Genomic DNA, 25,400 nt, shown 5'->3' with positions numbered 1-25,400 from the left:
TTATGCAAAAGCAATGACCTGAACCATATCGGTAGCGCCGCCGTGTGCATGTAAGAGGCCGCTTACAGGGGCATCCAAATCTGGTAACATACCGCCCCTTCAATACAAAGGTTCCTATGGCGCACGCTTGCGGCGTTGACTTCGGCACGTCAAACTCCACTGTCGGCTGGCTCCGCTCCGGCACGACCCACTCCGCCCGACGGCGCTCCTGACGCTCGAGGATGGCAAGCCGACCCTGCCATCAGTGGTGTTCTTCAATGCCGACGACGAGCGGGTCAGCTATGGCCGCGCGGCGCTGGGCGAATACCTCGAGGGTTACGAGGGCCGCCTGATGCGCTCTCTCAAGAGCCTGCTTGGCACCAGCCTGATCGACGGCCAGACCGAGGTCGCCGGCCGCGCGCTGCCGTTCCGCAGCTTGCTGTCGCAGTTCATCGGCGAGGTCAAGCGCCGCGCCGAAAGCGAGGCCGGCGTGCCGTTCGAACGCGCGGTGTTCGGTCGTCCGGTCTTCTTCATCGACGACGACCCGCAGGCCGACCAGCTGGCCGAAGACACGCTGCGCGAAGTCGCGGGCGCGGTCGGTTTCAGCGAGATCGGCTTCCAGTACGAACCGATCGCCGCCGCCTTCGACTACGAGGCGCGGATCGACCGCGAGGAACTGGTCCTGATCGCCGACATCGGCGGCGGCACCTCGGACTTCTCGCTGCTGCGGCTCGGCCCGCAGCGCGCCGGTCGCAGCGACCGCCGCGACGACATCCTGGCCAACGGGGGCGTGCACATCGGCGGCACCGATTTCGACAAGTACCTGAGCCTGGCCAGCGTGATGCCGCTGCTCGGCTACGGCAGCAATCTGCGTTCGGGCGCGGCGATCCCGTCCAGCTATTACTTCAACCTGGCGACCTGGCACACGATCAACCAGGCCTACACGCGCAAGAGCGTCACCCAGCTGGCCGACCTGGCGCGCGATGCGGCCGAGCCAGGCAAGATCGCCCGCCTGCAGAACCTGATCGACGAGCGCGCCGGCCACTGGCTGGCGATCCAGGTGGAGGGCGCCAAGATCGCGCTGTCCGGCGCCGACATGGTCCGCCTGGAGCTCGATCGCCTGTCGCCGCCCGAGACCCTCGAGGTCGCCCGCGCGCAGTTCGAGGCTGCCATCGCCGGCCTGGTCGACCAGGTGGCGACCACGGTGAGCAAGCTGTTCGCGGATGCCGGCGTGAAGCCGCAAGACGTGGATACGGTATTCTTCACGGGTGGCTCGAGCGGCGTCGGCCTGCTGCGCGAGCGCATTGGCGCCATGGTGCCGGGCGCGCGCCGCGTGGAGGGAGACCTGTTCGGCAGTATCGGCACCGGCCTGGCGCTGGATGCGCTGCGCAGGTTCGGTTGAGATTCGCCGGCATCGTGCCGGCACAGTACAGGAAAGAGCGATGAGTGTTTACGATCGACCGCTGGTGATGCTCGACTTCGAGACCACCGGCCTGTCGCCCGAGATGGGCGACCGCATCACCGAAGTGGCGGCGCTGCGTATCGTCGGCGGCGAAGTGAAGGAGCGCTATGTCTCGCTGGTGAACTGCGGCGTGCGGATCCCGTCCTTCATCACCCAGCTGACCGGGATCACGCAGGCGATGGTCGACGGCGCCCCGCCGGCGCACCAGGTGGTGCCCGAACTGCTCGACTTCATCGGCGGCGACGTGCTGTCGGCCCACAATGCCAGCTTCGATGAGAAGTTCCTCAAGGCCGAAGGCGCGCGCTTCGGCCGCGCCACAGCGCATGCCGGCCTGGTGTGTTCGCTGAAGCTGTCGCGCCGCCTGTTCCCGGGCCTGGCCAGCTACAAGCTGGGCCTGCTCTCGCGCCAGCTCGGCATCGAGTTTCGCGGCACCGCCCACCGGGCCGAGGCCGACGCCCAGGTGGCGGCCGACGTGCTGCTGCACGCCGCGCGCCACCTCGGCCGCACCTGCGGCATCGAGCAGGTCGAGCCGGCGCTGCTGGTCTCGATCAACAAGGTCGCGGCCGCCAAGATTCCCGCCTTCCTCGACAAGTACGCGGCTACCGTACGCGAACGCCGCGCTGCGGCGGCTGTCGCTGTCGCGGCCTGAGGCTTCTGCGCCAACCGTGGCGGCGCGCTTGCGCCGCTGGTCAATCGATTGTGCGGTCGCAAATCCCCAATCCCTCGCTATCCTTAAAATTTTAACAACGGGATTAAGAGCCTATCCCAGTAGGTGGGAGTCGCTCCTGGCGCGCCTGGCAGGCTTGAGCTGCGTTGCTCGTCGTTGCATGGCTCGCCATGCGGCCTCCTCGCGCCTTGCTCACGCCCGCCATGCATCACCATGAGCTTCCCCCCACCTACTGGGATAGGCTCTCACAGCGACCGCCGAGAGGATTTCGATGAGCGAGGATGCCGCCCGACAGGGCACCGCCACCTACGAGTGGTTCCACCGCGCCGCCAGCGGCGGCAATCCCTACGCCCAGTTCAACCTGGCCCAGCTGTACCTGCGGGGCGACGGCGTCGCGCGCGACGAGGCGAAAGCGGCGGCGTGGATGGCGCGCGCCGCCCAGCAGCGGCTGGCCTATGCCCAGAACCACCTGGGCGCCATGTACTACAACGGCCGCGGCGTGTGCCGCGACCACGCGCGCGCGGCCCACTGGTTCCGCTGCGCCGCCGAGCAGGGCGACCGCTCGGCCCAGCACAATCTCGGTCTCCTGTACCGCAAGGGCCGCGGCGTGCCCCACTCGCACCAGGCGGCGATCGGCTGGTTCTACCGGGCCGCCGAACAAGGCATGGCGCGCGCCCAGACCCAGCTCGCGCAAGGCTATCTGCACGGCCTGGGGGTCAACGTCAGCCACCCGTTGGCGATGGCCTGGTTCCGCAAGGCCGCGATGCAGGGCCACGTGCCGGCGCAGGTGCAGCTGGCGCAGATGTATGCGCGCGGGCAGGGCGTGGCGCCCAGTCCCGGCCAGGCCCTGTACTGGTTCCGCCACGCGGCCGGGGCGGGCGACCCCAGCGCCCAGCGCCAGCTCGGCCTGGCCTATGCCGAAGGCCGCGGCGCCAGTGCCGACCCGGCGCTGGCCATCCAGTGGCTCGAACGCGCGGCGGCCGGCGGCGAGCGCGAAGCGCTGTACGTGCTGGGCGGCCTGCTGTCCGGCGGCGGCATGGCGCGCGACAGCGCACGCGCGCTGCGCTGCTATACGCAGGCCGCCGCCCAGGGCCATGTGCAGGCCCAGTACCGGGTGGCGCGCATGCTGGCCGGCGGTTGCGGCGTGCAGCGCGATCCGGCGCGCGCCCTGGAGTTCTACCTGCAGGCCGCCGAGGGTGGCGCCGCCAATGCCCAGTTCGCGCTGGGCCTGCTCTACGCCAGGGGCCAGGGCGTGCCGCGCGATCCGGCCCAGGCCGCCGTCTGGTACCGGCGCGCCGCCCAGCAGGGCGACCCCGGTGCCCAGAACAATCTCGGCGCCATGTATGCCTGCGGAGAAGGCGTGCCGCGCGACGACATGCTGGCCGCCCACTGGTACCGCCTCGCGGCCCGGCAAGACCACGCGCCGGCCCAGCACAACCTGGGCGGGCTGTACGCCGCCGGGCGCGGCGTCGCCAGGAACCCGGTGCGCGCCTGCATGTGGGCCTGGCTGGCGCGCCAGGGCCGCGGCCTCGACAAGGCCGCGCCGGCCGACGTCGCGCTGGCCGCCAGCACGGCGGCCAACGACTATACCGCGCTGTTGAGCCCGGCCGAACGGAGCCGGGCGCGGAGCCTCGTGGAGCGCTGGCTGGCGTCGAAGACGAGTCCACGCCGGCTGCTGGGGCGTACCGGCGCATGAGCCTGTTCTTGTGTCGGGAGGCCTTGCGCTGGCGTCCTGCCAGATTTCAACGTGGGCCCGCCGCATCCCGGCATGCGTGTCACATGATGTGTCAATACGGGTCCGGCCGCCAGCGGCGTAGCGGGCGGCCGCGCCATATTCAAGCCTGTCATTTCGCGCTATGATGCCCTGCGGCCACAAGCCCACTCCATCATCCAACAGCCGGAGAAGAATATGCACATGAGACTCGCCACGCTCGCCGCCGTCCTGGCCGCTGCTTTCGCCGCGCCAGCGATGGGGCAGAGCTGCTCGCCGGCCGGCCCTTCGCTGACCTATCCCGTGTCGAAGAAAGTCGACCAGACCGACAACTACCACGGCACCGTGGTGGCAGACCCCTATCGCTGGCTCGAGGACGCCAATAGCGCTGAGACCAAATCCTGGGTCGATGCGCAGAACAAGGTCACCCAAGCCTACCTGGCGCAGATCCCGCAGCGCGAGGCGATCCGTCAGCGGCTCACCCAGCTCTGGAATTACGAGCGCTACAGCGTGCCGGGCAAGGAAGGCGGCCGCTACTTCTACACGCGCAATGACGGCTTGCAGAACCAGGCCGTGCTGTACACGCTCAAGAACCTGAACGACCAGCCGCGCATGCTGCTCGACCCGAACACCCTGGCCGCTGACGGTACCGTCGCCCTGGCCGGCGCCGAGGTCAGCCCCGACGGCAAGCTGCTGGCCTACAGCATCGCGGCCTCGGGCTCCGACTGGAACGAGATCAAGGTGCGCGATATCGACACCGGCAAGGACCTGGCAGACCACATCAAGTGGGTCAAGTTCTCGAGCACCGCCTGGACCAAGGATGGCAAGGGCTTCTTCTACAGCCGCTACGACGAGCCGAAAGAAGCGACCAAGCTGGCCGACGTCAACTACTTCCAGAAGCTGTACTACCACCGCATCGGCACGCCGCAAAGCGCCGACACCCTGGTCTACGACCGCGCCGACCAGAAGGAATGGGGCTTCGGCGGCCAGACCACCGACGACGGCCGTTACCTGATCATCACCACCACCAAGGGCACCGCGCCGAAGTACCGCGTCTCGTACAAGGACCTGTCCAAGCCCGATGCCAAGGTGGTCGACCTGATCGACAACTTCGATGCCGGCTACGACTTCATCGACAACGTCGGCACCGTGTTCTACTTCAGCACCGACCGCAATGCGCCCAAGAAGCGCATCATCGCCATCGACGTGAGCAAGCCTTCCGAGAACAACTGGAAAGAGATCGTCGCCGAGAGCGCCGACACGCTGGCCGGCGCCGACATCATCGACAACCAGCTCGTGCTCGAATACCTGAAGGATGCGAAAAGCGTCGTGCGCGTGGTGTCGCTCGAAGGCAAGCCGGTGCGCGAGATCGCGCTGCCGGGCATCGGCACCGTCGGCGGCCTGTCGGGCAAGCGCAACGACACCGAGACCTTCTATTCGTTCGCCAGCTTTACCAACCCGACCACCATCTACCGCCTGAACCTCAAGAACGGCGAGAGCACCGTGTTCCGCCAGCCGAAGGTCGCCTTCAACCCGGCCGACTACGAAACCCGCCAGCAGTTCTACACGAGCCGCGACGGCACCAGGGTGCCGATGTTCATCGTGTCGAAGAAGGGGCTCAAGCTGGACGGCTCGAACCCGACCTATCTGTACGGCTATGGCGGTTTCAATATCTCGCTGACCCCGAGCTTCTCGCCGGCCAACCTGGCCTGGATGGAAATGGGGGGCGTCTATGTGCTGGCCAACCTGCGCGGCGGCGGAGAATATGGCGAAGCCTGGCACCAGGCCGGCACCAAGCTGCAAAAGCAGAACGTGTTCGACGACTTCATCGGGGCAGCCGAATGGCTGATCGCGAACAAGGTCACCTCGCCGAAGAAACTGGCGATCGGCGGCGGCAGCAACGGCGGCCTGCTGGTCGGCGCGGCCACCACGCAGCGCCCGGATCTGTTCGCGGCGGCGATCCCGAGCGTGGGCGTGATGGACATGCTGCGCTTCCACAAGTTCACCATCGGCTGGGCCTGGACTTCAGATTATGGCTCGTCGGAGAATCCTGACGAGTTCAAGGCCCTGGTCAAGTACTCGCCGCTGCATAACCTAAAGGCGGGCACCTGCTATCCGGCCACCATGGTCACCACGGCCGACCACGACGACCGCGTGGTGCCGGCGCACAGCTTCAAGTATGCCGCCGCGGCCCAGGCCGCCCAGGCCGGATCCGCGCCGATCCTGATCCGCATCGACACCAAGGCGGGCCATGGGGCCGGCAAGCCGACCAGCAAGCAGATCGAGGAAGTCGCCGATCGCTGGGGCTTCCTGTCGCGCGAACTGCAGATGCAGGATGCGACCAAGGCTGTCGGCGGCGCGCACTAGGCATGGACGTTCACCCGGCGCGGCGCCGGGTGAACAAGGCAACGGCCGTCAGGCCGTTGCCTTTCATGCCTGATGCCCAGGCTTAGCGGTGGACCACCACCAACACCGCCTTCGCCTCGGTCTTGCCCGTATTGCGTATCACGTGGTTCTGATCGGCCGGATACCGCGCCGTCGCCCCGTGCCGCACCTTCTTCTTCTCGTTCCCCACCTCCAGCTCGACCGTGCCGGTAATTACCGTCAGGTGTTCGCCGGTCCCCGGATCGTGCGCCTGCGAGGCCAGCTCTCCCCCAGGCGCCAGGATCAGCTCATACCATTCATACTTGCCGGCCAGGTCCATCGGCCCCAGGATGCGCAGGGAATAGCCGGCATGGGCGCCGGGCAGGGTGGGGATCTCGTGGGCGTCGACCACCCGGATCAGGTCCGCCGTGCGCACCTCGGACGACAGCAGCTCGCCGATCTGCACACCCAGCGCATTGGCCAGGCGCCAGGTGATGGCGATGGTGGGATTGGCCTTCTCGCGCTCGATCTGGGACAGCATCGATTTCGACACCCCGGCGATGCGCGACAGGTCTTCCAGCGTCAGGCCGCGCGCCAGCCGCAGGCGTTGTAGCGTAGCGCCAACTTCTGGCGGGGCATTGTTTGTTAGAGTGGTACTCATTTTCCGTTGGGCGCCTGTTTGCGTATTGCCTAATGCGAATTGCTTATAAGTATATTGGAAGCTGCTTGCCAAGTTCATTGGCTGGGCGTAATATTCAATATATTGAATTTCTGTTCGAGATAGCGAACCAGTTCTCTACATCGAACGAGCCAACGGTACAACATCCGCCGACCGCCGGTCAAGCCGCCGGTCTGCCCAGATCACAGGGAACAGGGGAACACCATGAGCGATCAAGCGTTTTATAGCAGCCTGCAGCAGAAACTCGCGACCTTGAAGGATGAGGGACTGTTCAAGCCCGAGCGCGTGCTGGCCTCGCGCCAGGGCGCCGAAGTGGTGGCGCAGGATGGCCGTGCCCTGATCAATATGTGCGCCAATAACTACCTGGGCCTGTCGGGCGACGTCGAGACCCAGAAGGCAGCCGCCGCCGCCCTCGAGAAGTACGGTTATGGTCTGTCGTCGGTGCGCTTCATCTGCGGCACCCAGACCGTGCACAAGGAGCTGGAGCAGGCGCTGTCGAAGTTCCTGGGCACCGAAGACACCATCCTGTACGCGGCCGCCTTCGACGCCAATGGCGGCGTGTTCGAACCGCTGTTCGACGAGAACGACGCCATCATCTCGGACGCCCTGAACCACGCCTCGATCATCGACGGCGTGCGCCTGTGCAAGGCAGCGCGCTACCGCTATGCCAACAACGACATGGCCGATCTCGAGAAGCAGCTGATCGCGGCCCGTGACGCCGGCAAGCGCCACAAGATCATCGTCACCGACGGCGTGTTCTCGATGGACGGCACGATCGCCCAGCTCGACAAGATCGTCGAACTGGCCGAAAAGTATGGAGCCCTGACCATGATCGACGAATCGCATGCCTCCGGCTTCATGGGCGCGACCGGTCGCGGTACCCATGAGCATTGCGGCGTGATCGGCAAGATCGACATCATCACCGGCACCCTGGGCAAGGCCCTGGGCGGCGCGATGGGCGGTTTTACCTCCGGCAAGAAAGAAGTGATCGAGACGCTGCGCCAGAAGTCGCGTCCCTACCTGTTCTCCAACACGCTGGCGCCGATGATCGCCGGCGCCTCGCTGGCGGTGCTGGAGCGCATCTCCAGGTCGACCGAGCTGCGCGACCGCCTGCACGAAAACACCGCCTACTTCCGCAAGGAGATCGAGCGCATCGGCTTCACCATCAAGCCGGGCACCCATCCGGTGGTGCCGGTGATGCTGTTCGAGGCGCCGGTCGCGCAGAAATTCGCGGCGCGCATGTTCGAACTGGGCGTGCTGCTGTCGGGCTTCTTCTACCCGGTGGTGCCGATGGGCCAGGCGCGCGTGCGCGTGCAAATCTCAAGCGCCCACACCCGCGAGCAGCTCGACACCGTGCTGAAGGCCTTCGAACAAGCCGGCAAAGAGCTGGGCATCATCAAGAACTAAACTACATCGCAGCAAGGAATCGACAGCATGGAACGCATCCTCATCATCGGCGCCAATGGCCAGATCGGCAGTGAACTGGTCAGCGCACTGGCCGACAAGCACGGCGCGCAGAACGTGATCGCCTCGGACATCGGCGACAAGAACCTGTACGGCGCCGCACGCTATACCGTGCTCAATGTGCTGGACAAGGACAGCCTCGCGCGCCTGGTGGCGGATGAAGGCATCACCCAGGTCTACCAGCTGGCCGCCATGCTGTCGGCCACCGGCGAGAAGGCCCCGCTGAAGGCCTGGAGCCTGAACATGGACGGCCTGCTCAACATCCTCGAGATCGCGCGCGAACGCAAGGAAGGCGGCAAGCCATTGAAGGTGTTCTGGCCGTCGTCGATCGCCGCCTTCGGCCCGACCACCCCGAGCGAGAACACGCCGCAGTTCACGATCATGGACCCGACCACGATCTACGGCATCAGCAAGCTGGCCGGCGAGCGCCTGTGCGAGTACTATCACAGCAAGTATGGCGTCGACGTGCGCAGCATCCGCTATCCGGGCATCATCTCGTATAAATCGCCTCCGGGTGGAGGAACCACCGACTACGCCATCGCGATCTTCCACGCGGCCCTGCGCGGCGAGACCTATGAATGCTTCCTGGGTCCGGAAACGACGCTGCCGATGATCTACATGCCGGACGCGATCCGCGCCACCATCGAGCTGATGGAAGCCCCGAGCGAACAGGTCGCGATCCGTTCGTCGTACAACGTGGCGGGCGTGTCGTTCAATCCGCGCGAACTGGCCGCCGCGATCTCGAAGGCGCTGCCTGCTTTCCGCATCGACTACAAGCCGGACAGCCGCCAGCAGATCGCCGACTCCTGGCCCAGGAGTCTCGACGACAGCCGCGCCACCGCCGACTGGGGCTGGAAATCGCGCATCAAGGTCGACGAGATGGTCGATTCGATGCTGAAGAATATCGACGTCGGCCTGGGCGTGGCGGCATAAGCCGGCCACGACACCGGAACCTTCAACGGCCTGGCGCTTGGACGCGCCAGGCCGATTTGCATAATAAGAACTGACACAGCGAGACAAGCATGGACATGAGCGTTTTTGATTTATTCAAGATCGGCATCGGCCCGTCGAGTTCCCATACCGTGGGCCCGATGGTGGCGGCGCGCCGCTTCCTGCTCGAGAGCGGGATGCTGGAACAGGCGGTTGGCGTCGAAGCCCACCTGTATGGCTCGCTGGCGCTGACCGGCGTCGGCCACGCAACCGACAAGGCCGTGATCCTCGGCCTGATGGGCGAGACCCCGCAGGACGTCGACCCGGGCGCGGTCGAGGACAAGCTGGCGGAGGCGGAATTCGACGGCGTGCTGCACCTGCTGGGCACGAAGCCGGTACCGTTCAGCGCAAAGACCAACCTGGTCTGGCACAAGGCGTCGACCCTGCCGGAGCACCCGAACGGCATGCGCTTCGTGCTCCATCTGCAGGACGGCAGCATCATCGAGCGCGTCTATTATTCGGTCGGCGGCGGCTTCATCACCGCGGCCGGCGAAAGCCAGGCGCGCGCGGCCGAGACGCCAGCGGCGCCGGTCCCGTACCCATTCGACACGATGGCCCAGTTGCTCGAGCATGGCCGCCGTCATGGCCTGAGCATTACGCACATGCTGCGCGCCAACGAGTGCGCGCGCATCGGCAACGCAGAACTGGACGCGGGCCTGGACACTATCTGGCGCGTGATGCGCGAGTGTATCTGCCACGGCCTGGTGACCGAGGGCCGTCTGCCGGGTGGCCTGGACGTGCGCCGCCGCGCCGCCGGCCTGTGGAAGCAGGCCCAGCAAGCGCAACAGCAACCGCTGAACGCCTTGCCGCATGACGCGGTGCAGCAGGTGAGCCTGTACGCGATGGCCGTCAACGAAGAAAACGCGGCCGGCGGCCGGGTCGTCACCGCGCCGACCAATGGCGCGGCCGGCATCATCCCGGCGGTGCTGCGCTACTACGCCGAGGATTGCCGGCCGATCGATCCGCAGCGCGGCGTACGCGATTTCCTGCTGGCATCGAGCGCGATCGGCATGCTGTGCAAGAAGAACGCCTCGATCTCGGGTGCCGAGGTCGGCTGCCAGGGTGAAGTCGGCGTGGCCTGCGCGATGGCGGCGGCCGGACTGGTGGCGGCGCTCGGCGGGACGAACGAACAGATCGAAAACGCGGCCGAGATCGGCATCGAGCACCATCTGGGCATGACCTGCGACCCGATCGGCGGCCTGGTGCAGATTCCCTGCATCGAACGCAACGGCATGGGCGCGATCAAGGCGCTCACCGCCGCCTCGCTGGCGCTGAAAGGGGACGGCACCCATTTCGTGAGCCTGGACAGCGCGATCGAGACCATGCGCCAGACCGGGGCGGACATGCAGGTCAAGTACAAGGAGACCTCGCTCGGCGGTCTGGCGATCCACGTGGTGACGGTGAATCACGCGGCTTGCTGATTGGGGGCGTGGCTGCTCGGCGGGCTTGGGTTCCCGCCTTCGCGGGAACGACGGTTTTTAGGTTGGTGGGTCAAAGCCAGGCTGCCCGGTGATTCATTGTTGGCAGATGCCCGTCATTCCCGCGCAGGCGGGAATCCAAGTGTACACACCACCCCGCCCAATTTTATTCACCCAAACAAGTTTTTTGCAGCACAGCATACATTTCCGCCCGCTCCCACTATAATAAAGTTTCAATGTGAGCCAACCGGATCTTCAAACTGTATGCATTATGTGTCCACCCGCGCGACGAGCGCGTCCGCAGCACGCAATCCCCAGCAATTCTCCGACATCCTGCTAGGCGGGCTAGCCCCGGACGGTGGCCTCTACCTGCCGGCCGAGTACCCGCAGGTGACCGGCGCCGAGCTCGATGCATGGCGCAAGCTGTCGTACGCCGAGCTGGCCTATGAAATCCTGCGCAAGTTTGCCACCGACATCCCGGACGCCGACCTGAAGGCCCTGACCGCGCGCACCTACACGCCGGAGGTCTACCGCAACGCCCGCGCCGACGAATCGAGCGCGGACATCACCCCGCTGCGCGTGCTGGAAGATGGCCCGAAGGGCACGCTGGTGCTGCAGGCGCTGTCGAACGGCCCGACCCTGGCCTTCAAGGACATGGCGATGCAGTTGCTGGGCAATCTGTTCGAATACGCGCTGGCGAAAAATAACGAGGAACTGAACATCTTCGGCGCCACCTCGGGCGACACCGGCAGCGCCGCCGAGTACGCGATGCGCGGCAAGCGCGGCGTGCGCGTGTTCATGCTGTCCCCGCACAGGAAGATGAGCGCCTTCCAGACCGCCCAGATGTTCAGCCTGCAGGACCCGAACATCTTCAATATCGCCGTCGAAGGCGTGTTCGACGATTGCCAGGACCTGGTCAAGGCGGTCTCGAACGATCTCGAATTCAAGGCGCGCCAGAAGATCGGCACCGTCAATTCGATCAACTGGGCGCGCGTCGTGGCCCAGGTCGTGTACTACTTCCGCGGCTACCTGGCGGCGACCACCAGCAACGATCAGAAGGTGTCGTTCACGGTCCCGTCGGGGAACTTCGGCAATATCTGCGCCGGCCACATCGCCCGCATGATGGGCCTGCCGATCGACAAGCTGGTGGCCGCCACCAACGAGAACGACGTGCTGGACGAATTCTTCCGCACCGGCGTCTACCGTGTGCGCAAGCCGTCCGAGACCTTCCACACCAGCAGCCCGTCGATGGACATCTCCAAGGCCTCGAACTTCGAGCGCTTCGTGTATGAGCTGGTGGGCCGCGACCCCGAGCGCACGCATGCGCTGTTCCGCAAGGTCGACACCCATGGCGGCTTCGATCTGTCCGGCGCGCCGGGCAGCGATGGCGACGAGTTCAGGCACGTCGCCAGGTTCGGCTTCCTGTCGGGCCGCTCGACCCATGCCGACCGCCTGGCCACGATCCGCGACGTTGCCGACGACTACGGCATCACGATCGACACCCATACCGCCGACGGCATCAAGGTCGCGCGCGAACACATGCAGCCGGGCGTGCCGATGATCGTGCTCGAGACCGCGCTGGCGGCCAAGTTCAACGAAACGATACTCGAAGCGCTGGGCCAGGATGCCGAGCGTCCCGCCGGCTTCGAGGACATCGAGTCGCTGCCGCAACGTTTCGTCGTCATGCCGGCCGACGTCGGCCGCATGAAGTCCTACATCGCCGAACACACGGGGCTGTGATGAACCCACCGGTACAGAAAGCCCCCATGCTGTCGGTGCGCGAAGCGCTCGACTTCCTGATCCAGGCCGCGCGGCCCGTCGAGGGGGTGGAAACCATCCCGACGCTCGAGGCAAACGGGCGCGTGCTGGCCGCCGACCAGCTGGCGACGATCGACGTTCCGTCGGCCGACAATACGCAGATGGATGGCTACGCCGTGCGCGCTGAGGATTGCGCGAGCGGCAGCGCCATCCTCAAGGTCAGCCAGCGCATCCCGGCCGGCAGCGTCGGCCACCAACTGGAACCCGGCACCGCGGCGCGCATTTTCACCGGCGCCCTGATTCCACCGGGCGCCGATGCGGTCGTGATGCAGGAGCAGGCCGAGGCGGTCGGCGACAGCGTCACCATCCGCCATGCGCCGCGCGCCGGCGAGTGGATCCGCCGCAAGGGCGAGGACATCAGCGCGGGCGCCGTGATCCTGCCGGCGGGCAGCCGCCTGCGCAGCCAGGCGTTGGGACTGGCGGCCTCCGTCGGCCTGGCCAGCCTGCCGGTGCGCCGGCGCCTGCGCGTGGCGGTGTTCTTCACCGGCGACGAGCTGACCATGCCGGGCGACGTGCCGCCCGAAGGCTTGAAACCCGGCGCGATCTACAATTCGAACCGGTTTACCTTGCGCGGCCTGCTGGAGAACTTCGGCTGCGAGATCAGCGATTACGGCATCGTGCCCGATTCGCTGGACGCGACCCGCGCCACCTTGCGTGAGGCCGCGCGCGAGAACGACCTGATCATCACTTCGGGCGGCGTCTCGGTCGGCGAGGAAGATCACATCAAGCCCGCCGTGGAGGCGGAAGGGCGCCTGTCGATGTGGCAGATCGCCGTCAAGCCGGGCAAGCCGCTGGCGTTCGGCGAGGTGCGCCGTAGTAACGGCGACGACGGTGGCGCGAGCGTAAGCAGCGCTACTGGCGCGAGCGTAAGCAGCGCCACTGGCGCTGCTTACTTCCTGGGCCTGCCGGGCAATCCGGTATCGAGCTTCGTGACCTTCCTGCTGTTCGTGCGGCCTTTCCTGCTGCGCCTGCAGGGGGTGAGCGGCCAGGTCGAGCCGCAGGGCTACACCGTGCGCGCCGACTTCGAGCTGCCGAAGGGCGACCGCCGCAACGAGTTCCTGCGTGCGCGCCTGAACGCGGCCGGGGGACTGGACCTGTTCCCGAACCAGAGCTCGGGCGTGCTCACCTCGACGGTGTGGGGCGACGGCCTGGTCGACAACCCGGCGGGCAACCGCATCGCCGCGGGCGACCTGGTGCGCTTCATCCCGTTCGCCGAATTACAGTATTAGAAGTACAGCATCAGGAGCGACATGAAGATCAGTTTGAAATACTTCGCTGCGTTGCGCGAAGCAGTTGGTACCGGGCAGGAACAGCTGGAACTGCCGCCGGAAGTGACGACGGTGGGCCAGGTGCGCGAACTGCTGCGCGCACGCGGCGGCGTGTGGGCCGAGGCCCTGGCGCCCGAACGCGCGGTGCGCATGGCCCATGACCAGGTCATGTGCGGCGGCGATACGCCGATCGGCGAAGGCGCCGAAGTGGCGTTTTTCCCGCCGGTGACCGGCGGTTGAAAAAGGCCGGCCCAGGTTCAGCCGGGGCCGGCTTTCCCATCACAAGGCAGCGATCGACTGCTCCGCCAAGGCCATCAACTTCGCGCAATTGCTGTTACGCGCCGCGAAATCCTTCCACGCCGTATTGCGCGCCACCGACTGCCAGCTGAGCAGGGCTTCCGGATTGAGGTCGACCACGCGCGCGCCGACGCCGCGATAGACCGACACCACCGCCTCGTCGTCGATGCGCGCCATCTTCATCGCGAACGCCTCCAGGTCGGCGCCGACCTTGAGGATGGCGTCCTGCTGCGGCTTGGACAGGCGCTCGAACACGGTGCGCGACATCAGCAGCGGCTCGAACATGAACCAGTACGAGCCGCCGCGCGCCGTGGTCAGCGAGCGCGCCGTCTCTTGCAGGCGGAACGAGATCAGGGACGTCGACGACGTCAGGGCCGCGTCGAGCGCGCCGCTGCGCATGGCGGCGTGGATCTCGTTGGACGGCAGGCTGACGACGGTCGCGCCGGCGTCCTGCAGCAGCATGTCCATCTCGCGCGAGCCGCCGCGCACTTTCAGGCCGCGCACGTCCTCGGGGTTGAGGATCGGAGCGCCGCGCGAGGCGACCCCGCCGGCCTGCCAGATCCAGCTGACGATCACCAGGCCCTGTTCGCCCAGGATGCGCGCCAGCTCGCGCCCGACCGGGGCGTTCTTCCAGCCATAGCCCTGTTCGTAGGACGTCACCAGCGCCGGCATCAGTCCGATATTCGCTTCCGGCGCTTCGCCGCCGGCGTACGACAGCGGCACCAGGGCCATGTCGAGCGAGCCGCTGCGCAACGCGCCGAACTGGGCGTTGGGCTGCATCAGGCTCGACCCCGGATGGATCGAGAACTTGAGGCCGCCGCGCGTGCGCTTCTCGACCTCGGCCGCGAACATGCGGCACAGCCGGTCGCGAAAATCGCCCTGGGCGATGCTGCCGCCGGGAAACTGGTGCGAGATCCTGAGATTGCTGGCCTGCGCCCAGGCGGACTGCATCCATAAAGGACTGGTCGCGATCGCGCCCAGCATTGCCCTGCGGGTCGTAAACGACCGGTTGATTACCGACATATACATCCTCCAAGATGTTTTAACGGACTGCCGGGTGAATCGTGGCCGGCCTCGTCGAGCGGGCGCCATCGTTCACATTGGCGTGTACAAGAATATTCCTGCTACACCGCATGTCAAGCAGAATATTGCAGCTATGACAAAGGCATGCAGTTCAGGTACACCGGTGCCAAGGCGGCAGTATCGCGCAGGCCGGTGGAACCGGCCTTGATGCACCGTGGAGTATCTTGTGGTCAGCGCGGCTTGTCGGTGATCGCCTGGCTGGCCGAGCGCCAGCGCGCGGCGACGAAGATGGCGGCCGCGGCGAGCGACCACAGCAGGGTCGGGCCCCAGGTGTCGGCCAGGCTGTCGCCGCGCATCAGGTCGATCGCGCACAGCAGCAGGAACATGGTGCCGGCGGCCAGCAGGTACTGGCCGATCCAGTGGAATAAAGGACGAGATGCAGGGCGCATGACACGGATTCCTTTCAACGGCGGTCGAGATAACGGCGCAGGATGCCGGCCAGCGCCAGCGGCTGGTCGATCATCAGGAAGTGGCGCGACGGCGCGATCGGCACCACCTCGACCGAGGGAATCCCTTCGACCAGCATCCGGTAGTGCTCGACCTTGTCGTTGACCGTCAGCGCATCCTGAGCCGCATCGTACTGGTAAAACGGCGCCACGACCAGCACCGGGGCGCTGATTTTGGAAAGGCCGGGACGCAGGTCGAGCGCCAGCAGGTCGGCCACGTAGGCGCCGACCGCCTCGCGATCGCTGCGCAGCAGCAGCGGCGTGATGTCGTCGGCCTTGCCGATGTCGAGCACGCCCTGGCCGCGCATGTACTGGCGCTGCTCGGCGGCGTAGGCATCCGGGCGGCTGGCCGCCATCCGGTTGCGCACGTTGATCGCCGCTTGCGGGCGCTGCTGCGGCGGCATGTTCTCGGTGCCGGGGAAGACCGGCAGGCCGTCCAGGGCCACCACGCCGCCGATGCCGCTGCCGAGGTCCTGGGCCACGGCATAGGCCAGCGTGCCGCCCAGGCTGTGGCCGACGATGACCGGCTTGTCCAGCCTGCGCTCGGCGATCAGGCCGCGCAGCGCGGCGCGCGCCCCCTCGAACGGCGCCCACTCGGACCTTGCGCCTGGCGCCGGACGGCCGTCGAAGCCGGGCAGGGTGACCACGTACAGCGTGAACTCGTCCTTGAACTGGCGGATCGTCTCTTGCCATACCCAGGGGCCGCTGGCCAGGCCGGGGACCAGGATCACGGGCCGGCCGCGGCTGCCGTGGCGCTCGACCAGCAGGCCGCCGGATTCGAAGCGTTCGGCCGGCTCGATGGTGGCGGCGAAACGGTTCGCGACAGGCGCCGCCGGGGACGAGACCTGCGCCTGGGCCTGGACGATGGAAGTCGCGCCGAGCGCGAGCGCAAACAACAGGGAAGCTTTCTTCATGCGGTCTCCTGATCGGGGGAAAAAATGGCTTCGACCGGCAGGCCGAACAACCGTGAAATGGCGAAGGCGAGCGGCAGGCTGGGGTCGTAGCGCCCGGTCTCGATCGCGTTGATGCTCTGGCGCGAGACCTCGAGGCGCTCGGCCAGGTCGGCCTGGCTCCAGCCGTGCTCGGCGCGCAGCTCGCGGATGCGGTTCTTCATCGCTGGCGCAGCGCCCGCACCGTGCAGACCAGGGCGGTGGTCGCCCCGAGCACCATCCAGACCGCGAACATCGACAGGCGCGGATAGCCGGCCGTCTCGAGGAAGCCGTAGCTGAAGGTGAGCCCGGCGGTGAGGGCGGCGGCCAGCGCGAACGATTCGAGCAGGCAGCGGCGCAGGTATTCGTCGACCCGGTTCAGGTGGCGCGCGATGGCCCACAGCATGAGGCAGAATCCCAGCATCGGCGACAGCAGGACCGCGGTGCGCAGTACGCCTTCCTCCATTGGCCGGCCGTAGCGGATCGTCGCCACCAGCAGGATCGCGTACACCGCGAAGGAGATGCCCAGTTCGCGCAGGTAAGCCTTGCCGACCCGCCGTTCATGCGTGTTTGCCTTCATCGTGCAACCCCATGTAGTAAAGGATGCTTTACATCGTAGGCCCGCCGGCGCGCCATGTCAAGCATCCTTTACATCCTCTCCCGCTGCCCGAACTCGACTACAATGCTGGTCCTTCTTGCCTGCCCCGCACCGTCATGACCCAGTCTTCCACTTCCTCCAAGCGTGTCGCCGTGATCGGCGGCGGCCCCGCCGGGCTGATGGCGGCCGAGGTGCTGGCGCTGGGCGGCGTGCAGGTCGACGTCTACGATGCGATGGCCAGCGTGGGCCGCAAATTCCTGCTGGCGGGGAAGGGCGGCATGAACATCACGCATTCCGAACCCTGGCCCGACTTCGTGCGCCGCTACGGCGCGCGCCAGGACGAGGTGGCGCGCTGGCTGGAAGGCTTCGACGCCGACGCCGTGCGCGCCTGGATCCACGAGCTTGGCATCGAGACCTTCGTCGGCACCTCGGGCCGGGTCTTCCCGCGCGAGATGAAGGCGGCGCCGCTGCTGCGCGCCTGGCTGCACCGTCTGCGCGAGTCCGGCGTGCGCTTTCATATGCGCCATCGCTGGCTGGGCTGGCGGGATGGCCGGCTGCGCCTGGCGACGCCGGAGGGCGAGCGCCTGGCCGAGGCCGACGCCACGATCCTGGCGCTGGGCGGCGCCAGCTGGGCGCGGCTCGGCTCGGACGGCGCCTGGCAGCCGCTGCTGGCCGAACGCGGGGTTGCGCTTTCTGCGCTCGTGCCCGCCAACTGCGGCTTCGACGTCGGCTGGAGCGAGCACTTCAGCAGCCGCTACGCCGGCGCGCCCCTGCTCACGGTGGCCGCCGGGTGCCAGGACCAGCATGGCGAAATCGCCTGGCGCAAGGGCCAGTTCGTCATCACCGCTGGTGGCGTCGAGGGCAGCCTGGTGTACGCGCTGTCGGCGCCGCTGCGCGACGCGATCGCGCGCGATGGCGGCGCCATCCTGTGGCTCGACCTGGCCCCCGACCACGACGCCGACAGGGTAGTCGACGAAGTGACGCGCCCGCGCGGTTCGCGCTCGATGTCGAGCCACCTGCAAAGCCGGCTCGGCATCAAGGGCGTCAAGGCCGGATTGCTGCACGAATGCCTGTCGCGCGAGGAATACGCCGATCCCGTGCGTCTGGCCGCCGGCATCAAGCGCCTGCCGCTCAAGCTGCTGCGACCGCGCCCGATCGACGAGGCGATCAGCAGCGCCGGCGGCGTGCGCTTCGACGCGCTGGCCGACGGCGCCGCGATGCTGGCCGCGCTGCCCGGCACCTTTGTCGCGGGTGAGATGGTCGACTGGGAAGCGCCCACGGGCGGTTATCTGCTGACCGCCTGCTTCGCCAGCGGCCGCGCGGCCGGGCGCGATGCGCTGGCCTGGCTGGACCTGGCCGGCGCCTGAGCGGGATATTGAACGCCAACGGTGCGCATGCCGTTCGCGGATTGGCGTAGGCTGGATCGTTCTTCTCGCAGCCTTGCCCAGGAGCGCACCATGTCCAGCACGCCTACCGAGCCGAGCGCACAGGAACCGTTGCGCATTCCTGTCGTCGAGGAGCAGCTTGCGGTCGGCACGCGCATGGTCGACACCGGCCGCGGCGTACGCATCCACAAGACCGTCACCGAACAGACCGTTACCGTCGACGAGCGGCTGCTGCGCGACGAGCTGCGCATCGAACATGTTCCGGTCGACCGCCTCGTCGGCGCCGACGAGGCGCCCGGTCACCGCCATGAAGGCGACACCCTGGTCATTCCCGTGCTCGAGGAAGTGCTGGTGGTCGAGCGCAAGCTGCGCATCAGGGAAGAACTGCACATCACCCGTGTCCGGCACGAGGAGCGTCACGTCGAGACTGTTCCGCTCAAGGCGGAATGGGTCGAGGTCGAGCGTTTCGACGAGACCGGCCATTCGGACGCCTGAAGTCATCACCCAAGGAGGCCATCATGCACCATACGCTAGTCGCGGTTTTCGACAACCGCACCGACGCGCAACGCGCGTACGACCAGCTGCTGTCTTCCGGTTTCAGCCGCAGTAGCGTGCGGCTTTCCGACGCCAGTCCCGCCTCTGGCGGCGCCACCACTGCCGAAGGCATCGGTACGGGGATCAAGCACTTCTTCCAGGACCTGTTCGGCGACGAGCACAAGCACCACGCGAGCCGCTACGAGGGCGCGCTCGCGCGTGGCCAGCACGTGGTGACGCTCAGCGCCGATTCGCTGCCGGAGGTCGAGCGCGCCGCCGACGTCGTCGAAGCCTTCGGGCCGGTCGACGTCGAGGAGCATTCGGAAGGCGTCGCTACGCCGGGCGCGCTGCACAAGGACGCCGCTTCCAGGCAGGGCGCGATGCGGGGCGGGGCGCCGTCGAGCCAGTCGGCGGCCGGCCACTTGCAGGGCGGTGCCAGCGGCGCTTCGCTGCAACGGGCTACCGCGACGGGTGCGACCATCCCGGTGGTCGAAGAGCAGCTGCGTGTCGGCAAGCGCGAAGTCCAGCGCGGCGGCATGCGCATCTTCTCGCGCATCGTCGAAACCCCGGTGCACGAAACCATCGGCCTGCGCGAAGAACACGTCGACGTCCAGCGGCGCAAGGTGGACCAGCCGATCAGCCCGAGCGACGTCGCGGCATTCAGGGAGCAGACCATCGAGATGCGCGAGAGCGCCGAGGAAGCCGTGGTCGAGAAATCGGCCCGCATCACCGAGGAGGTTTCGATCGGCAAAGAGGTCAGCGAGCGCCAGCAGCAGATCGACGACACGGTGCGCCACACCGAGGTGGATGTGGAGCGGCTCGGCGTCGCCATGGGCGACCAGGAGAGCTACTACCGCGAGCACTTCAGGCTGACCTATGGCGCGAGCGGCGGCGCGTACGACGATTACGCGCCGGCCTATCTGTACGGTTCGCAGGTCGCGGGCAGCGGCAAGTACGCGGGCCGCCAGTGGGACGAGATCGAACCCGAGCTGCGCACGGATTGGGAGTCGCGCCACAGGGGAGTGTCGACCTGGGAAAAGATGAAGGCGGCCGTGCGTCACGGGTGGGATCGGATGACGGGCCACCACGGCGCCTGAAGCGTACCGATATGTGACATTCGGTGAGCAATGGGGGCCGGGCAACGCGGTACCATGGCCTTTTGTCGCCTGGCCGTCCCATGAAATCCTTGCGTGTACTGACGCTTGCCGCGCTGCTGGCGTTCTTCCATTTGGCCGCAACGGCCGCGATGCAGTGCGGCGAACCATGCCACACCCTGGTGCGCGACGCCCACGTGCTCGAGGGGCAGGGCAAGTACCAGGAGGCGCTGGACAAGTACAAGGCCGCCGAAAAGGCCGACCCGCAGGCTTCACTGCCGGTGTCGCTGCAGGCCGGTTTGCTGTTCAAACTGTCGAGCGTGGCCCCGAAAGACAAGGCGGCCCAGGTACGGCAGACGGCGCGTGCGCTGGCCGAGCGTGCGACCACGCTTGCCGCCGACGATCCCATCGCGCACGAGGTCTTGCGCATGCTGGACGACGACGGTGTGTCGCCCCTGCACACGCCGAATCCTCGCGCCGCGAAGCTGCTGGCCGAAGGCTCGGCGCTGTTTGCGCAGCGCAAACCCAGGGAAGCCCTGCTCAAGTACGAAGCGGCCATGGAAGCCGACCCCAGGGCGTCGAGCGCCTGGGTGGGCGCCGCGGACTGCCACTTCATGCAGGGCGACTGGCCGCGCGCCGAGGCGCTGTTCCGGCGCGCCACCGAGATCGAACCGCATAACGCGCAGGCCTGGCGCTTCCTGTCAGACGCCTTGCTGGCGCAGGGCCGGCACGCGCCGGCCGAAGCGGCCTTGTATTCATCGATCGCGGCCGATCCGTCGCAACGTCCGAGCTGGGGCAAGCTGGCCAGGTTGCGCGCCGCCGCCGGGCTGCCGCTCAAGTCGCTGGCGTTCCGGCGCGGCGTGCGCGTGACGCAGGAGGCGGATGGCAAATTCACGGTCCATATCGACGAGTCGGCCGCCGGCCAGGCCGACACCCCGAATTACGCCATGCGGCTCCTGCTCGGCATCGGCGAGTCCAACCAGCGCCAGTCCGAGCATGCCGCCAGCAAGTCGCCGTACGAGATCGAACTGGGCGCGTGGCGGACCGCGCTGAAGGTCATGGACGAAACCAGCGCGCTTGATGGCCAAGCCGTGACCGACCCCGCCTTGCTCCAAATGCAGGCGCTGGCGAAGGATGGTCAACTGGAGCCGGCGATCCTGCTGCTGATGTTCCGCCAGTCATATCGCCCGGCGCTCCAGGCCTGGCTGGCGGCGAATCCGGGCGGCGTCAAGCTGTTCATCGACCGCTACGGTCTTCGGCCTTGATTGATTGGATGTAAGCGAACGGCTGCGCCCGTCCCCTTTGGGTATAGTGCGGCCATGCCTTCACCCGACAAACATCCCACCACGCCCGACGGGCGGTATTTCGTCGTCTCGGGCCGGCTGTGGCGAGCCAGCAATCCCAATCTGGCGCCGGACGCGCGCCAGCAGCTGGTCGACCGGCTCATGAAGGCGCGCCGGGACGTCGGCGCCGCCCTCAAGGCGGGCGACGCCGACGCCGAGCGGACCGCGCGCCAGGCGGTCGACGCGGCCAAGCACGCGCTGGGAGAGCGCGGGCCGGTGTGGTGGACCGATGGCGCGCCGGATTTCAACCGGCGGATGGTGGCCAATACGCCGTATGCCGCCTGGTTTGCCGCGCTGCAGGCATGAGCATCCGGGCTAGTCGTTGACCTTGCCCGTAGCGCCTTGGTCTGGCTGCTGCGCGCCTTGGCATCCAGCCGTCGCAGCTGCGAGCCTCGCGTCGGTCGGGTTGGACGGCGCGTCACCGGCACGACCGACGCCTTGTCGACCAGTTCCTGCAGGCGGCGCAAGGCGTCTTCCTTGTTCTGTTCCAGGCTGCGCGATTGCTGCGCCTTGAGTACCAGCACGCCTTCCTGCGTGATGCGCGCGTCGCTCGTGGCGAGCAGGCGATCCTTGACGTGCTGCGGCAGCGACGAGGCGCCGATGTCGAAGCGCGCGTGCACGGCGCATGAGACCTTGTTGACGTTCTGGCCACCCGGGCCCTGCGCGCGGATTGCTCTGAATTCGACTTCGAGAGGATTGATGACGGCCATGCCGCCATTGTAAACCTGGAGCCGCCCTGCACGGAACGTGAAGATGTTAGACAATAGTGGGTTCCGCCTCATCTTCTTCGAACCTCATGACCATTTCTGCATCCTTGTCCGGCGCGCGACGCGCCGACATCAACCTGCGGCCCTTCGGCATTGCCTTCGTGCTCATCGTGCTCGGCGCCTGGTTCCTGACGCAAGTCGTCGGTCCGCGCCAGGCCGCGCTGTACGTGGTCGGCGCGCTGCTCGGCGTGGCCCTGTACCATGCGGCCTTTGGCTTCACGTCGGCCTGGCGCGTGTTCATCGCCGACGGCCGCGGCGCCGGCCTGCGCGCGCAAATGCTGATGCTGGCGGTCGGCGTCGTGCTGTTCTTCCCGGCGCTCGCCGGCGGCACGCTGTTCGGCAACCCGGTCACCGGGCTGGTGCAGCCGGCCGGCACGTCGGTCGTCGTCGGCGCCTTCATCTTCGGCATCGGCATGCAGCTGGGCGGCGGTTGCGCCTCGGGCACGCTGTACACGGTCGGCGGCGGCAGCACGCGCATGATCGTCACGCTGATCTTCTTCATCGTCGGCTCGCTGGTCGGCACCGCCCACATGCCGTTCTGGACCGCGATGCCGCAGTTGCCGCCGCTGTCGGCGGTGAAGGAACTGGGCCTGGCCCCAGCGCTGGCGCTGAACCTGGTCGTGTTCGCGCTGATCGCGGCCGTCACCGTCGTGGTCGAGAAGCGCCGCCACGGAAGGCTGGTCACGACGCAGTCGCAAGCGACTGGCGGCGCACGCTGGCTGCGCGGTCCGTGGCCGCTGGTGGCCGGCGCGCTGGCGCTGGTCGTGCTCAACTTCGCCACCCTGGCCCTGTCGGGCCGGCCGTGGGGCGTGACCTCGGCCTTCGCGCTATGGGGCGCCAAGGTGGCCTCCGTGGCCGGCATCGACGTCGCCAGCTGGACCTACTGGTCGAGCGGCGCCAACGCCGCCGCGCTGGCCGCGCCGGTCTGGAAGGACGTGACCTCGGTGATGGACATCGGCATCGTGCTCGGCGCGATGCTGGCGGCGGCGCTGGCGGGCCGCTACGCGCCGGTATGGCGCCTGCCGCTGCGCTCGCTGATCGCGGCGGTCGTCGGCGGCCTGCTGCTCGGCTACGGCGCGCGCCTGGCCTACGGCTGCAATATCGGCGCCTATTTCAGCGGCATCATCTCGGGCAGCCTGCACGGCTGGCTGTGGCTGGTGCTTGCGTTTGCCGGCAATGTGGTCGGTACGCGCCTGCGGCCCTTGTTCGGGCTGGAAGTGGAACGGGTGAAGCTGGGCGGCTGCTGATCCCGGTCGTGCAGCGTCACGAATGCGAGCGCGATTCCGGCGCTTGCCATGAAGGTGCGTGACGCCAGCGGCGCCGGCTAATCGTGGTAACTGACGCTGCCGCTACCGGCGCGGCTCGTGCTGCGCTCCCCCGGATTCCCGTATACCTCGACGTCGCCGCTGCCGCTGAGCGACACCTTCACCTTGCCGCGCGCCTGCACCGCGCTGTCGCCCGAACCGCTCTGGCTCACCGTCACTTCCTCGGCGCGCAAGTGCTCGGCATCGAGGTGCCCCGAGCCGGTGGTGCTGGCATCGAGCTCGCGCGCCGTGCCGACCACGGTGATGCGGCCCGACCCCATCAACCGCGTCTCGACCCGGTCCATTGCGGCGCCGCCGTTCACGTCGAGGTCGCCGCTGCCGGAGAGGCCCACCCTGGCGGTGCGGAAGCGGCCGTTGAAGCGCACGCTGCCCGAGCCGTTGAGCTGGACGGCGATCTCGTCGCCCGAGAAACCGTTGATGCTGCTGTCGCCGCTGCCGTCGATCCGCACCGAGGTCAGGGCCGGTAGGGTCAGGTCGACGACCAGCGGTTCGCGGTGGCGCAGCACCATGCCGCGGATGCCGATGCGCAGCACATTGCCGTCGCCCTGGACTTCGACATTGCCCAGCATGCGCTGCTCGCCGCTGACCTGGAGCGATGGCGTGGCGCCATAGCGCAGGTTCAGGTCGATCGGGCCGTCGACCTCGACGACGTCGACGCCGGCCGGCACGGCGCGCCGGTCCTGCGCCACCTCACGCCGCTCGGCGGCGGTGCTGACGCCAGTGGCGCGCAGCATGCTGTAGCTCAGCGCCACCAGCACGGCGGCCAGCAGCAGCAGGGCGAATCCGATTCTCATCAAGGCGCGCATGGTGTCCTTATCCCTTCAGCAGCGACAGGTTCATGTTCACGTAGCGGCGGATGCCCAGCAGCGTGTACCTGGTGAGCACGATCGACAGCAGGAACAGCACGATGCCGCCCAGGATCAGCGCGCAGCCGAGGGCCACCTGCGTGGTGCGCGAGCCGGGATCGAGCTCGGTCGTGATCTGGATCTTGCGCTCCGCCACCGCCTCGGCCCCGCGCATGAAGCGCGAGTCGCGGTCGTCGCGCTCGGCGCGGATCGCGGGATTTTCTCCGTCGGCATCAGGCGCCGGTTCGTCGAACACGTGGATGCCGTTGGCGCCGATCGTGACCCGGGTCTGCGATTCGACCGTTTCGCCGTCGTCGCCGATCACCATGCGGGTCAGTGGCGCGCTCAGGATCAGCTCGTTCGAGCCGGCCAGGCCGCTGGCGGTCACGGCGATGCCCGAGACGTAGACGCCGAAGGCCGACAGATACAGCGACATCAGGAGCGACGCGAACACCGCGGCCGGGATCAGCATGAACAGATTGAAGATCAACAGGCCGACGCCCGAGACGACCGTGCGCGCGATATTGCCCGACGGCTTCTTGTCCTTGTTGCCGTCCTTCAGGTCGGCCAGGTGGGCGCTGGTGCGCAGGGTCACCGCGACCTGGCGTGGATCGCCCAGCTCGGCGGCCACCTCGTGTTCGGGCCGGCCGGCGGCGCTGCCGTCGACGAAGCGCTGCTCGTACCAGGCCAGGGTCCTGGCCTGGGTTTCCGGCGGCAGGCCCATCAGGGCCCGCTTGAGCGCGTCGAGGTATTCCAGCTTGCCCATGTCGTTGCGCCGCTCCGTCAGTGGTGGCCGAGGGCCGGGATGGAGCCGATCGCCAGGACGGTCGCGTGCGCCGAGCCGCCGATCAGTTCGGGCTGGACCAGCACCAGGGTGCTCAGCGCCACGATGGCGAGAATGGCAACGGCGTGCAGGCCGAGACGGGGTTTCATA

24 protein-coding genes and 2 pseudogenes are annotated in these 25,400 nt (G+C 67.4%); 16 read left to right on the top strand and 10 right to left on the bottom strand.

From position 1 onward, the window contains the following. Window positions 1-116: 116 nt before the first annotated feature. The 4 genes and pseudogenes from DIR46_RS01305 to DIR46_RS01290 all read left to right on the top strand — a co-directional run bounded on the left by DIR46_RS01305 (window position 117) and on the right by DIR46_RS01290 (window position 6,186). A pseudogene (locus tag DIR46_RS01305) lies at window positions 117-1,381 on the top strand (Hsp70 family protein). Window positions 1,382-1,421: 40 nt separating this feature from the next. After that, entirely contained in the window at window positions 1,422-2,090 is a 669-nt protein-coding gene (locus DIR46_RS01300; RefSeq protein ID WP_109343630.1) for a 3'-5' exonuclease, read from the top strand. Between the two features lie 289 nt (window positions 2,091-2,379). Beyond that, window positions 2,380-3,804, top strand: a complete 1,425-nt coding sequence (locus DIR46_RS01295) for a tetratricopeptide repeat protein (RefSeq protein WP_109343629.1) — start codon at window positions 2,380-2,382, stop codon at window positions 3,802-3,804. A gap of 213 nt (window positions 3,805-4,017) precedes the next feature. Next, window positions 4,018-6,186 (top strand): prolyl oligopeptidase family serine peptidase, encoded by a 2,169-nt coding sequence (locus tag DIR46_RS01290; protein WP_109343628.1) that lies wholly within the window; start codon window positions 4,018-4,020, stop codon window positions 6,184-6,186. 82 nt (window positions 6,187-6,268) lie between these two features. Here the strand turns inward: DIR46_RS01290 and DIR46_RS01285 are convergent, their stop codons facing one another. Continuing rightward, complete coding sequence (locus tag DIR46_RS01285) at window positions 6,269-6,844, bottom strand: helix-turn-helix domain-containing protein (RefSeq protein WP_109343627.1); 576 nt, start codon at window positions 6,842-6,844, stop codon at window positions 6,269-6,271. 222 nt (window positions 6,845-7,066) lie between these two features. Here DIR46_RS01285 and DIR46_RS01280 point away from each other — a divergent pair, with 222 nt between their 5' ends. From DIR46_RS01280 to moaD, 6 genes are all read left to right on the top strand, one after another. Continuing rightward, entirely contained in the window at window positions 7,067-8,269 is a 1,203-nt protein-coding gene (locus tag DIR46_RS01280) for a glycine C-acetyltransferase (protein WP_109343626.1), read from the top strand. 27 nt (window positions 8,270-8,296) lie between these two features. Continuing rightward, entirely contained in the window at window positions 8,297-9,259 is a 963-nt protein-coding gene (locus DIR46_RS01275) for an NAD-dependent epimerase/dehydratase family protein (protein ID WP_205289057.1), read from the top strand. Between the two features lie 89 nt (window positions 9,260-9,348). After that, entirely contained in the window at window positions 9,349-10,737 is a 1,389-nt protein-coding gene (locus DIR46_RS01270; protein ID WP_109343624.1) for an L-serine ammonia-lyase, read from the top strand. Window positions 10,738-10,998: 261 nt separating this feature from the next. Further along, window positions 10,999-12,474 carry a threonine synthase gene (gene thrC / locus DIR46_RS01265; RefSeq protein WP_109343623.1) on the top strand — a complete coding sequence of 492 codons (1,476 nt, stop codon included), beginning with the start codon at window positions 10,999-11,001 and terminating at the stop codon, window positions 12,472-12,474. Beyond that, window positions 12,474-13,781: a molybdopterin molybdotransferase MoeA gene (locus DIR46_RS01260; RefSeq protein ID WP_109343622.1), complete on the top strand. Its 1,308-nt coding sequence runs from the start codon at window positions 12,474-12,476 to the stop codon at window positions 13,779-13,781. The genes thrC and DIR46_RS01260 overlap by 1 nt, the downstream gene beginning before the upstream one ends. A 21-nt stretch (window positions 13,782-13,802) precedes the next feature. Next, the gene (gene moaD, locus DIR46_RS01255) at window positions 13,803-14,060 is read left to right on the top strand and encodes a molybdopterin converting factor subunit 1 (protein WP_109343621.1); all 258 of its coding nucleotides are present in this window, start codon (window positions 13,803-13,805) and stop codon (window positions 14,058-14,060) included. A gap of 39 nt (window positions 14,061-14,099) precedes the next feature. On the opposite strand, the gene dctP is transcribed toward moaD, so the two are convergent. The 5 genes from dctP to DIR46_RS01230 all read right to left on the bottom strand — a co-directional run bounded on the left by dctP (window position 14,100) and on the right by DIR46_RS01230 (window position 17,155). Next, window positions 14,100-15,140, bottom strand: a complete 1,041-nt coding sequence (gene dctP / locus DIR46_RS01250; protein ID WP_109347861.1) for a TRAP transporter substrate-binding protein DctP — start codon at window positions 15,138-15,140, stop codon at window positions 14,100-14,102. Between the two features lie 230 nt (window positions 15,141-15,370). Further along, window positions 15,371-15,589 carry a hypothetical protein gene (locus tag DIR46_RS01245; protein ID WP_109343620.1) on the bottom strand — a complete coding sequence of 73 codons (219 nt, stop codon included), beginning with the start codon at window positions 15,587-15,589 and terminating at the stop codon, window positions 15,371-15,373. 14 nt (window positions 15,590-15,603) lie between these two features. Further along, entirely contained in the window at window positions 15,604-16,560 is a 957-nt protein-coding gene (locus DIR46_RS01240) for an alpha/beta fold hydrolase (protein WP_109343619.1), read from the bottom strand. Next, entirely contained in the window at window positions 16,557-16,760 is a 204-nt protein-coding gene (locus DIR46_RS01235) for a helix-turn-helix transcriptional regulator (protein WP_109343618.1), read from the bottom strand. The genes DIR46_RS01240 and DIR46_RS01235 overlap by 4 nt, the downstream gene beginning before the upstream one ends. Further along, the gene (locus DIR46_RS01230; RefSeq protein WP_109343617.1) at window positions 16,757-17,155 is read right to left on the bottom strand and encodes a hypothetical protein; all 399 of its coding nucleotides are present in this window, start codon (window positions 17,153-17,155) and stop codon (window positions 16,757-16,759) included. Before DIR46_RS01230 ends, DIR46_RS01235 begins: the two co-directional genes overlap by 4 nt. A gap of 134 nt (window positions 17,156-17,289) precedes the next feature. Between DIR46_RS01230 and DIR46_RS01225 the strand changes: the two genes are divergently transcribed. The 5 genes from DIR46_RS01225 (at window position 17,290) to DIR46_RS01205 (ending at window position 21,835) form a co-directional block, all read left to right on the top strand. Then, entirely contained in the window at window positions 17,290-18,540 is a 1,251-nt protein-coding gene (locus tag DIR46_RS01225; RefSeq protein WP_109343616.1) for a TIGR03862 family flavoprotein, read from the top strand. 90 nt (window positions 18,541-18,630) lie between these two features. Beyond that, on the top strand, window positions 18,631-19,053 hold the full coding sequence (locus DIR46_RS01220; protein ID WP_109343615.1) for a YsnF/AvaK domain-containing protein: 423 nt from the start codon (window positions 18,631-18,633) through the stop codon (window positions 19,051-19,053). A 23-nt stretch (window positions 19,054-19,076) separates the two neighbouring features. Beyond that, window positions 19,077-20,189 carry a YsnF/AvaK domain-containing protein gene (locus DIR46_RS01215; protein WP_109343614.1) on the top strand — a complete coding sequence of 371 codons (1,113 nt, stop codon included), beginning with the start codon at window positions 19,077-19,079 and terminating at the stop codon, window positions 20,187-20,189. Window positions 20,190-20,269: 80 nt separating this feature from the next. Beyond that, complete coding sequence (locus DIR46_RS01210; RefSeq protein WP_109343613.1) at window positions 20,270-21,451, top strand: tetratricopeptide repeat protein; 1,182 nt, start codon at window positions 20,270-20,272, stop codon at window positions 21,449-21,451. A gap of 54 nt (window positions 21,452-21,505) precedes the next feature. After that, entirely contained in the window at window positions 21,506-21,835 is a 330-nt protein-coding gene (locus DIR46_RS01205) for a hypothetical protein (protein ID WP_109343612.1), read from the top strand. A 20-nt stretch (window positions 21,836-21,855) separates the two neighbouring features. Here DIR46_RS01205 and arfB read toward each other — a convergent pair. Continuing rightward, window positions 21,856-22,239, bottom strand: a pseudogene (gene arfB, locus DIR46_RS01200) (alternative ribosome rescue aminoacyl-tRNA hydrolase ArfB); the annotation flags it as partial. 86 nt (window positions 22,240-22,325) lie between these two features. On the opposite strand from arfB, the gene DIR46_RS01195 reads away from it, so the two are divergent. Next, on the top strand, window positions 22,326-23,543 hold the full coding sequence (locus DIR46_RS01195) for a YeeE/YedE family protein (RefSeq protein ID WP_109343611.1): 1,218 nt from the start codon (window positions 22,326-22,328) through the stop codon (window positions 23,541-23,543). Between the two features lie 77 nt (window positions 23,544-23,620). Here DIR46_RS01195 and DIR46_RS01190 read toward each other — a convergent pair whose 3' ends face one another. The 3 genes from DIR46_RS01190 to DIR46_RS26910 are packed head-to-tail and all read right to left on the bottom strand — an operon-like array spanning window position 23,621 to window position 25,399. Further along, entirely contained in the window at window positions 23,621-24,415 is a 795-nt protein-coding gene (locus tag DIR46_RS01190; protein ID WP_229446451.1) for a head GIN domain-containing protein, read from the bottom strand. Between the two features lie 19 nt (window positions 24,416-24,434). After that, a complete protein-coding gene (locus tag DIR46_RS01185) occupies window positions 24,435-25,232 on the bottom strand; it encodes a DUF1700 domain-containing protein (RefSeq protein ID WP_109343609.1) in 798 nt (265 codons plus the stop codon). Between the two features lie 17 nt (window positions 25,233-25,249). Further along, on the bottom strand, window positions 25,250-25,399 hold the full coding sequence (locus DIR46_RS26910) for a hypothetical protein (RefSeq protein ID WP_205289056.1): 150 nt from the start codon (window positions 25,397-25,399) through the stop codon (window positions 25,250-25,252). Window position 25,400: the final 1 nt, after the last annotated feature.

This window comes from Massilia oculi, assembly GCF_003143515.1.
Classification (GTDB): domain Bacteria; phylum Pseudomonadota; class Gammaproteobacteria; order Burkholderiales; family Burkholderiaceae_D; genus Telluria; species Telluria oculi.
The sequence above is the reverse complement of the archived record's forward strand: the minus strand, read 5'-3'. Positions and strand labels throughout refer to the sequence as shown.

Excerpts from the sequence above, each read along its gene's own strand:
- DIR46_RS01300 (WP_109343630.1), top strand. The coding sequence starts at position 1,422 with ATGAGTGTTTACGATCGACCGCTGGTGATGCTCGACTTCGAGACCACC.
- DIR46_RS01295 (WP_109343629.1), top strand. The coding sequence starts at position 2,380 with ATGAGCGAGGATGCCGCCCGACAGGGCACCGCCACCTACGAGTGGTTC.
- DIR46_RS01290 (WP_109343628.1), top strand. The coding sequence starts at position 4,018 with ATGCACATGAGACTCGCCACGCTCGCCGCCGTCCTGGCCGCTGCTTTC.
- DIR46_RS01285 (WP_109343627.1), bottom strand. The coding sequence starts at position 6,844 with ATGAGTACCACTCTAACAAACAATGCCCCGCCAGAAGTTGGCGCTACG.
- DIR46_RS01280 (WP_109343626.1), top strand. The coding sequence starts at position 7,067 with ATGAGCGATCAAGCGTTTTATAGCAGCCTGCAGCAGAAACTCGCGACC.
- DIR46_RS01275 (WP_205289057.1), top strand. The coding sequence starts at position 8,297 with ATGGAACGCATCCTCATCATCGGCGCCAATGGCCAGATCGGCAGTGAA.
- DIR46_RS01270 (WP_109343624.1), top strand. The coding sequence starts at position 9,349 with ATGGACATGAGCGTTTTTGATTTATTCAAGATCGGCATCGGCCCGTCG.
- thrC (WP_109343623.1), top strand. The coding sequence starts at position 10,999 with ATGCATTATGTGTCCACCCGCGCGACGAGCGCGTCCGCAGCACGCAAT.
- DIR46_RS01260 (WP_109343622.1), top strand. The coding sequence starts at position 12,474 with ATGAACCCACCGGTACAGAAAGCCCCCATGCTGTCGGTGCGCGAAGCG.
- moaD (WP_109343621.1), top strand. The coding sequence starts at position 13,803 with ATGAAGATCAGTTTGAAATACTTCGCTGCGTTGCGCGAAGCAGTTGGT.
- dctP (WP_109347861.1), bottom strand. The coding sequence starts at position 15,140 with ATGTCGGTAATCAACCGGTCGTTTACGACCCGCAGGGCAATGCTGGGC.
- DIR46_RS01245 (WP_109343620.1), bottom strand. The coding sequence starts at position 15,589 with ATGCGCCCTGCATCTCGTCCTTTATTCCACTGGATCGGCCAGTACCTG.
- DIR46_RS01240 (WP_109343619.1), bottom strand. The coding sequence starts at position 16,560 with ATGAAGAAAGCTTCCCTGTTGTTTGCGCTCGCGCTCGGCGCGACTTCC.
- DIR46_RS01235 (WP_109343618.1), bottom strand. The coding sequence starts at position 16,760 with ATGAAGAACCGCATCCGCGAGCTGCGCGCCGAGCACGGCTGGAGCCAG.
- DIR46_RS01230 (WP_109343617.1), bottom strand. The coding sequence starts at position 17,155 with ATGAAGGCAAACACGCATGAACGGCGGGTCGGCAAGGCTTACCTGCGC.
- DIR46_RS01225 (WP_109343616.1), top strand. The coding sequence starts at position 17,290 with ATGACCCAGTCTTCCACTTCCTCCAAGCGTGTCGCCGTGATCGGCGGC.
- DIR46_RS01220 (WP_109343615.1), top strand. The coding sequence starts at position 18,631 with ATGTCCAGCACGCCTACCGAGCCGAGCGCACAGGAACCGTTGCGCATT.
- DIR46_RS01215 (WP_109343614.1), top strand. The coding sequence starts at position 19,077 with ATGCACCATACGCTAGTCGCGGTTTTCGACAACCGCACCGACGCGCAA.
- DIR46_RS01210 (WP_109343613.1), top strand. The coding sequence starts at position 20,270 with ATGAAATCCTTGCGTGTACTGACGCTTGCCGCGCTGCTGGCGTTCTTC.
- DIR46_RS01205 (WP_109343612.1), top strand. The coding sequence starts at position 21,506 with ATGCCTTCACCCGACAAACATCCCACCACGCCCGACGGGCGGTATTTC.
- DIR46_RS01195 (WP_109343611.1), top strand. The coding sequence starts at position 22,326 with ATGACCATTTCTGCATCCTTGTCCGGCGCGCGACGCGCCGACATCAAC.
- DIR46_RS01190 (WP_229446451.1), bottom strand. The coding sequence starts at position 24,415 with ATGAGAATCGGATTCGCCCTGCTGCTGCTGGCCGCCGTGCTGGTGGCG.
- DIR46_RS01185 (WP_109343609.1), bottom strand. The coding sequence starts at position 25,232 with ATGGGCAAGCTGGAATACCTCGACGCGCTCAAGCGGGCCCTGATGGGC.
- DIR46_RS26910 (WP_205289056.1), bottom strand. The coding sequence starts at position 25,399 with ATGAAACCCCGTCTCGGCCTGCACGCCGTTGCCATTCTCGCCATCGTG.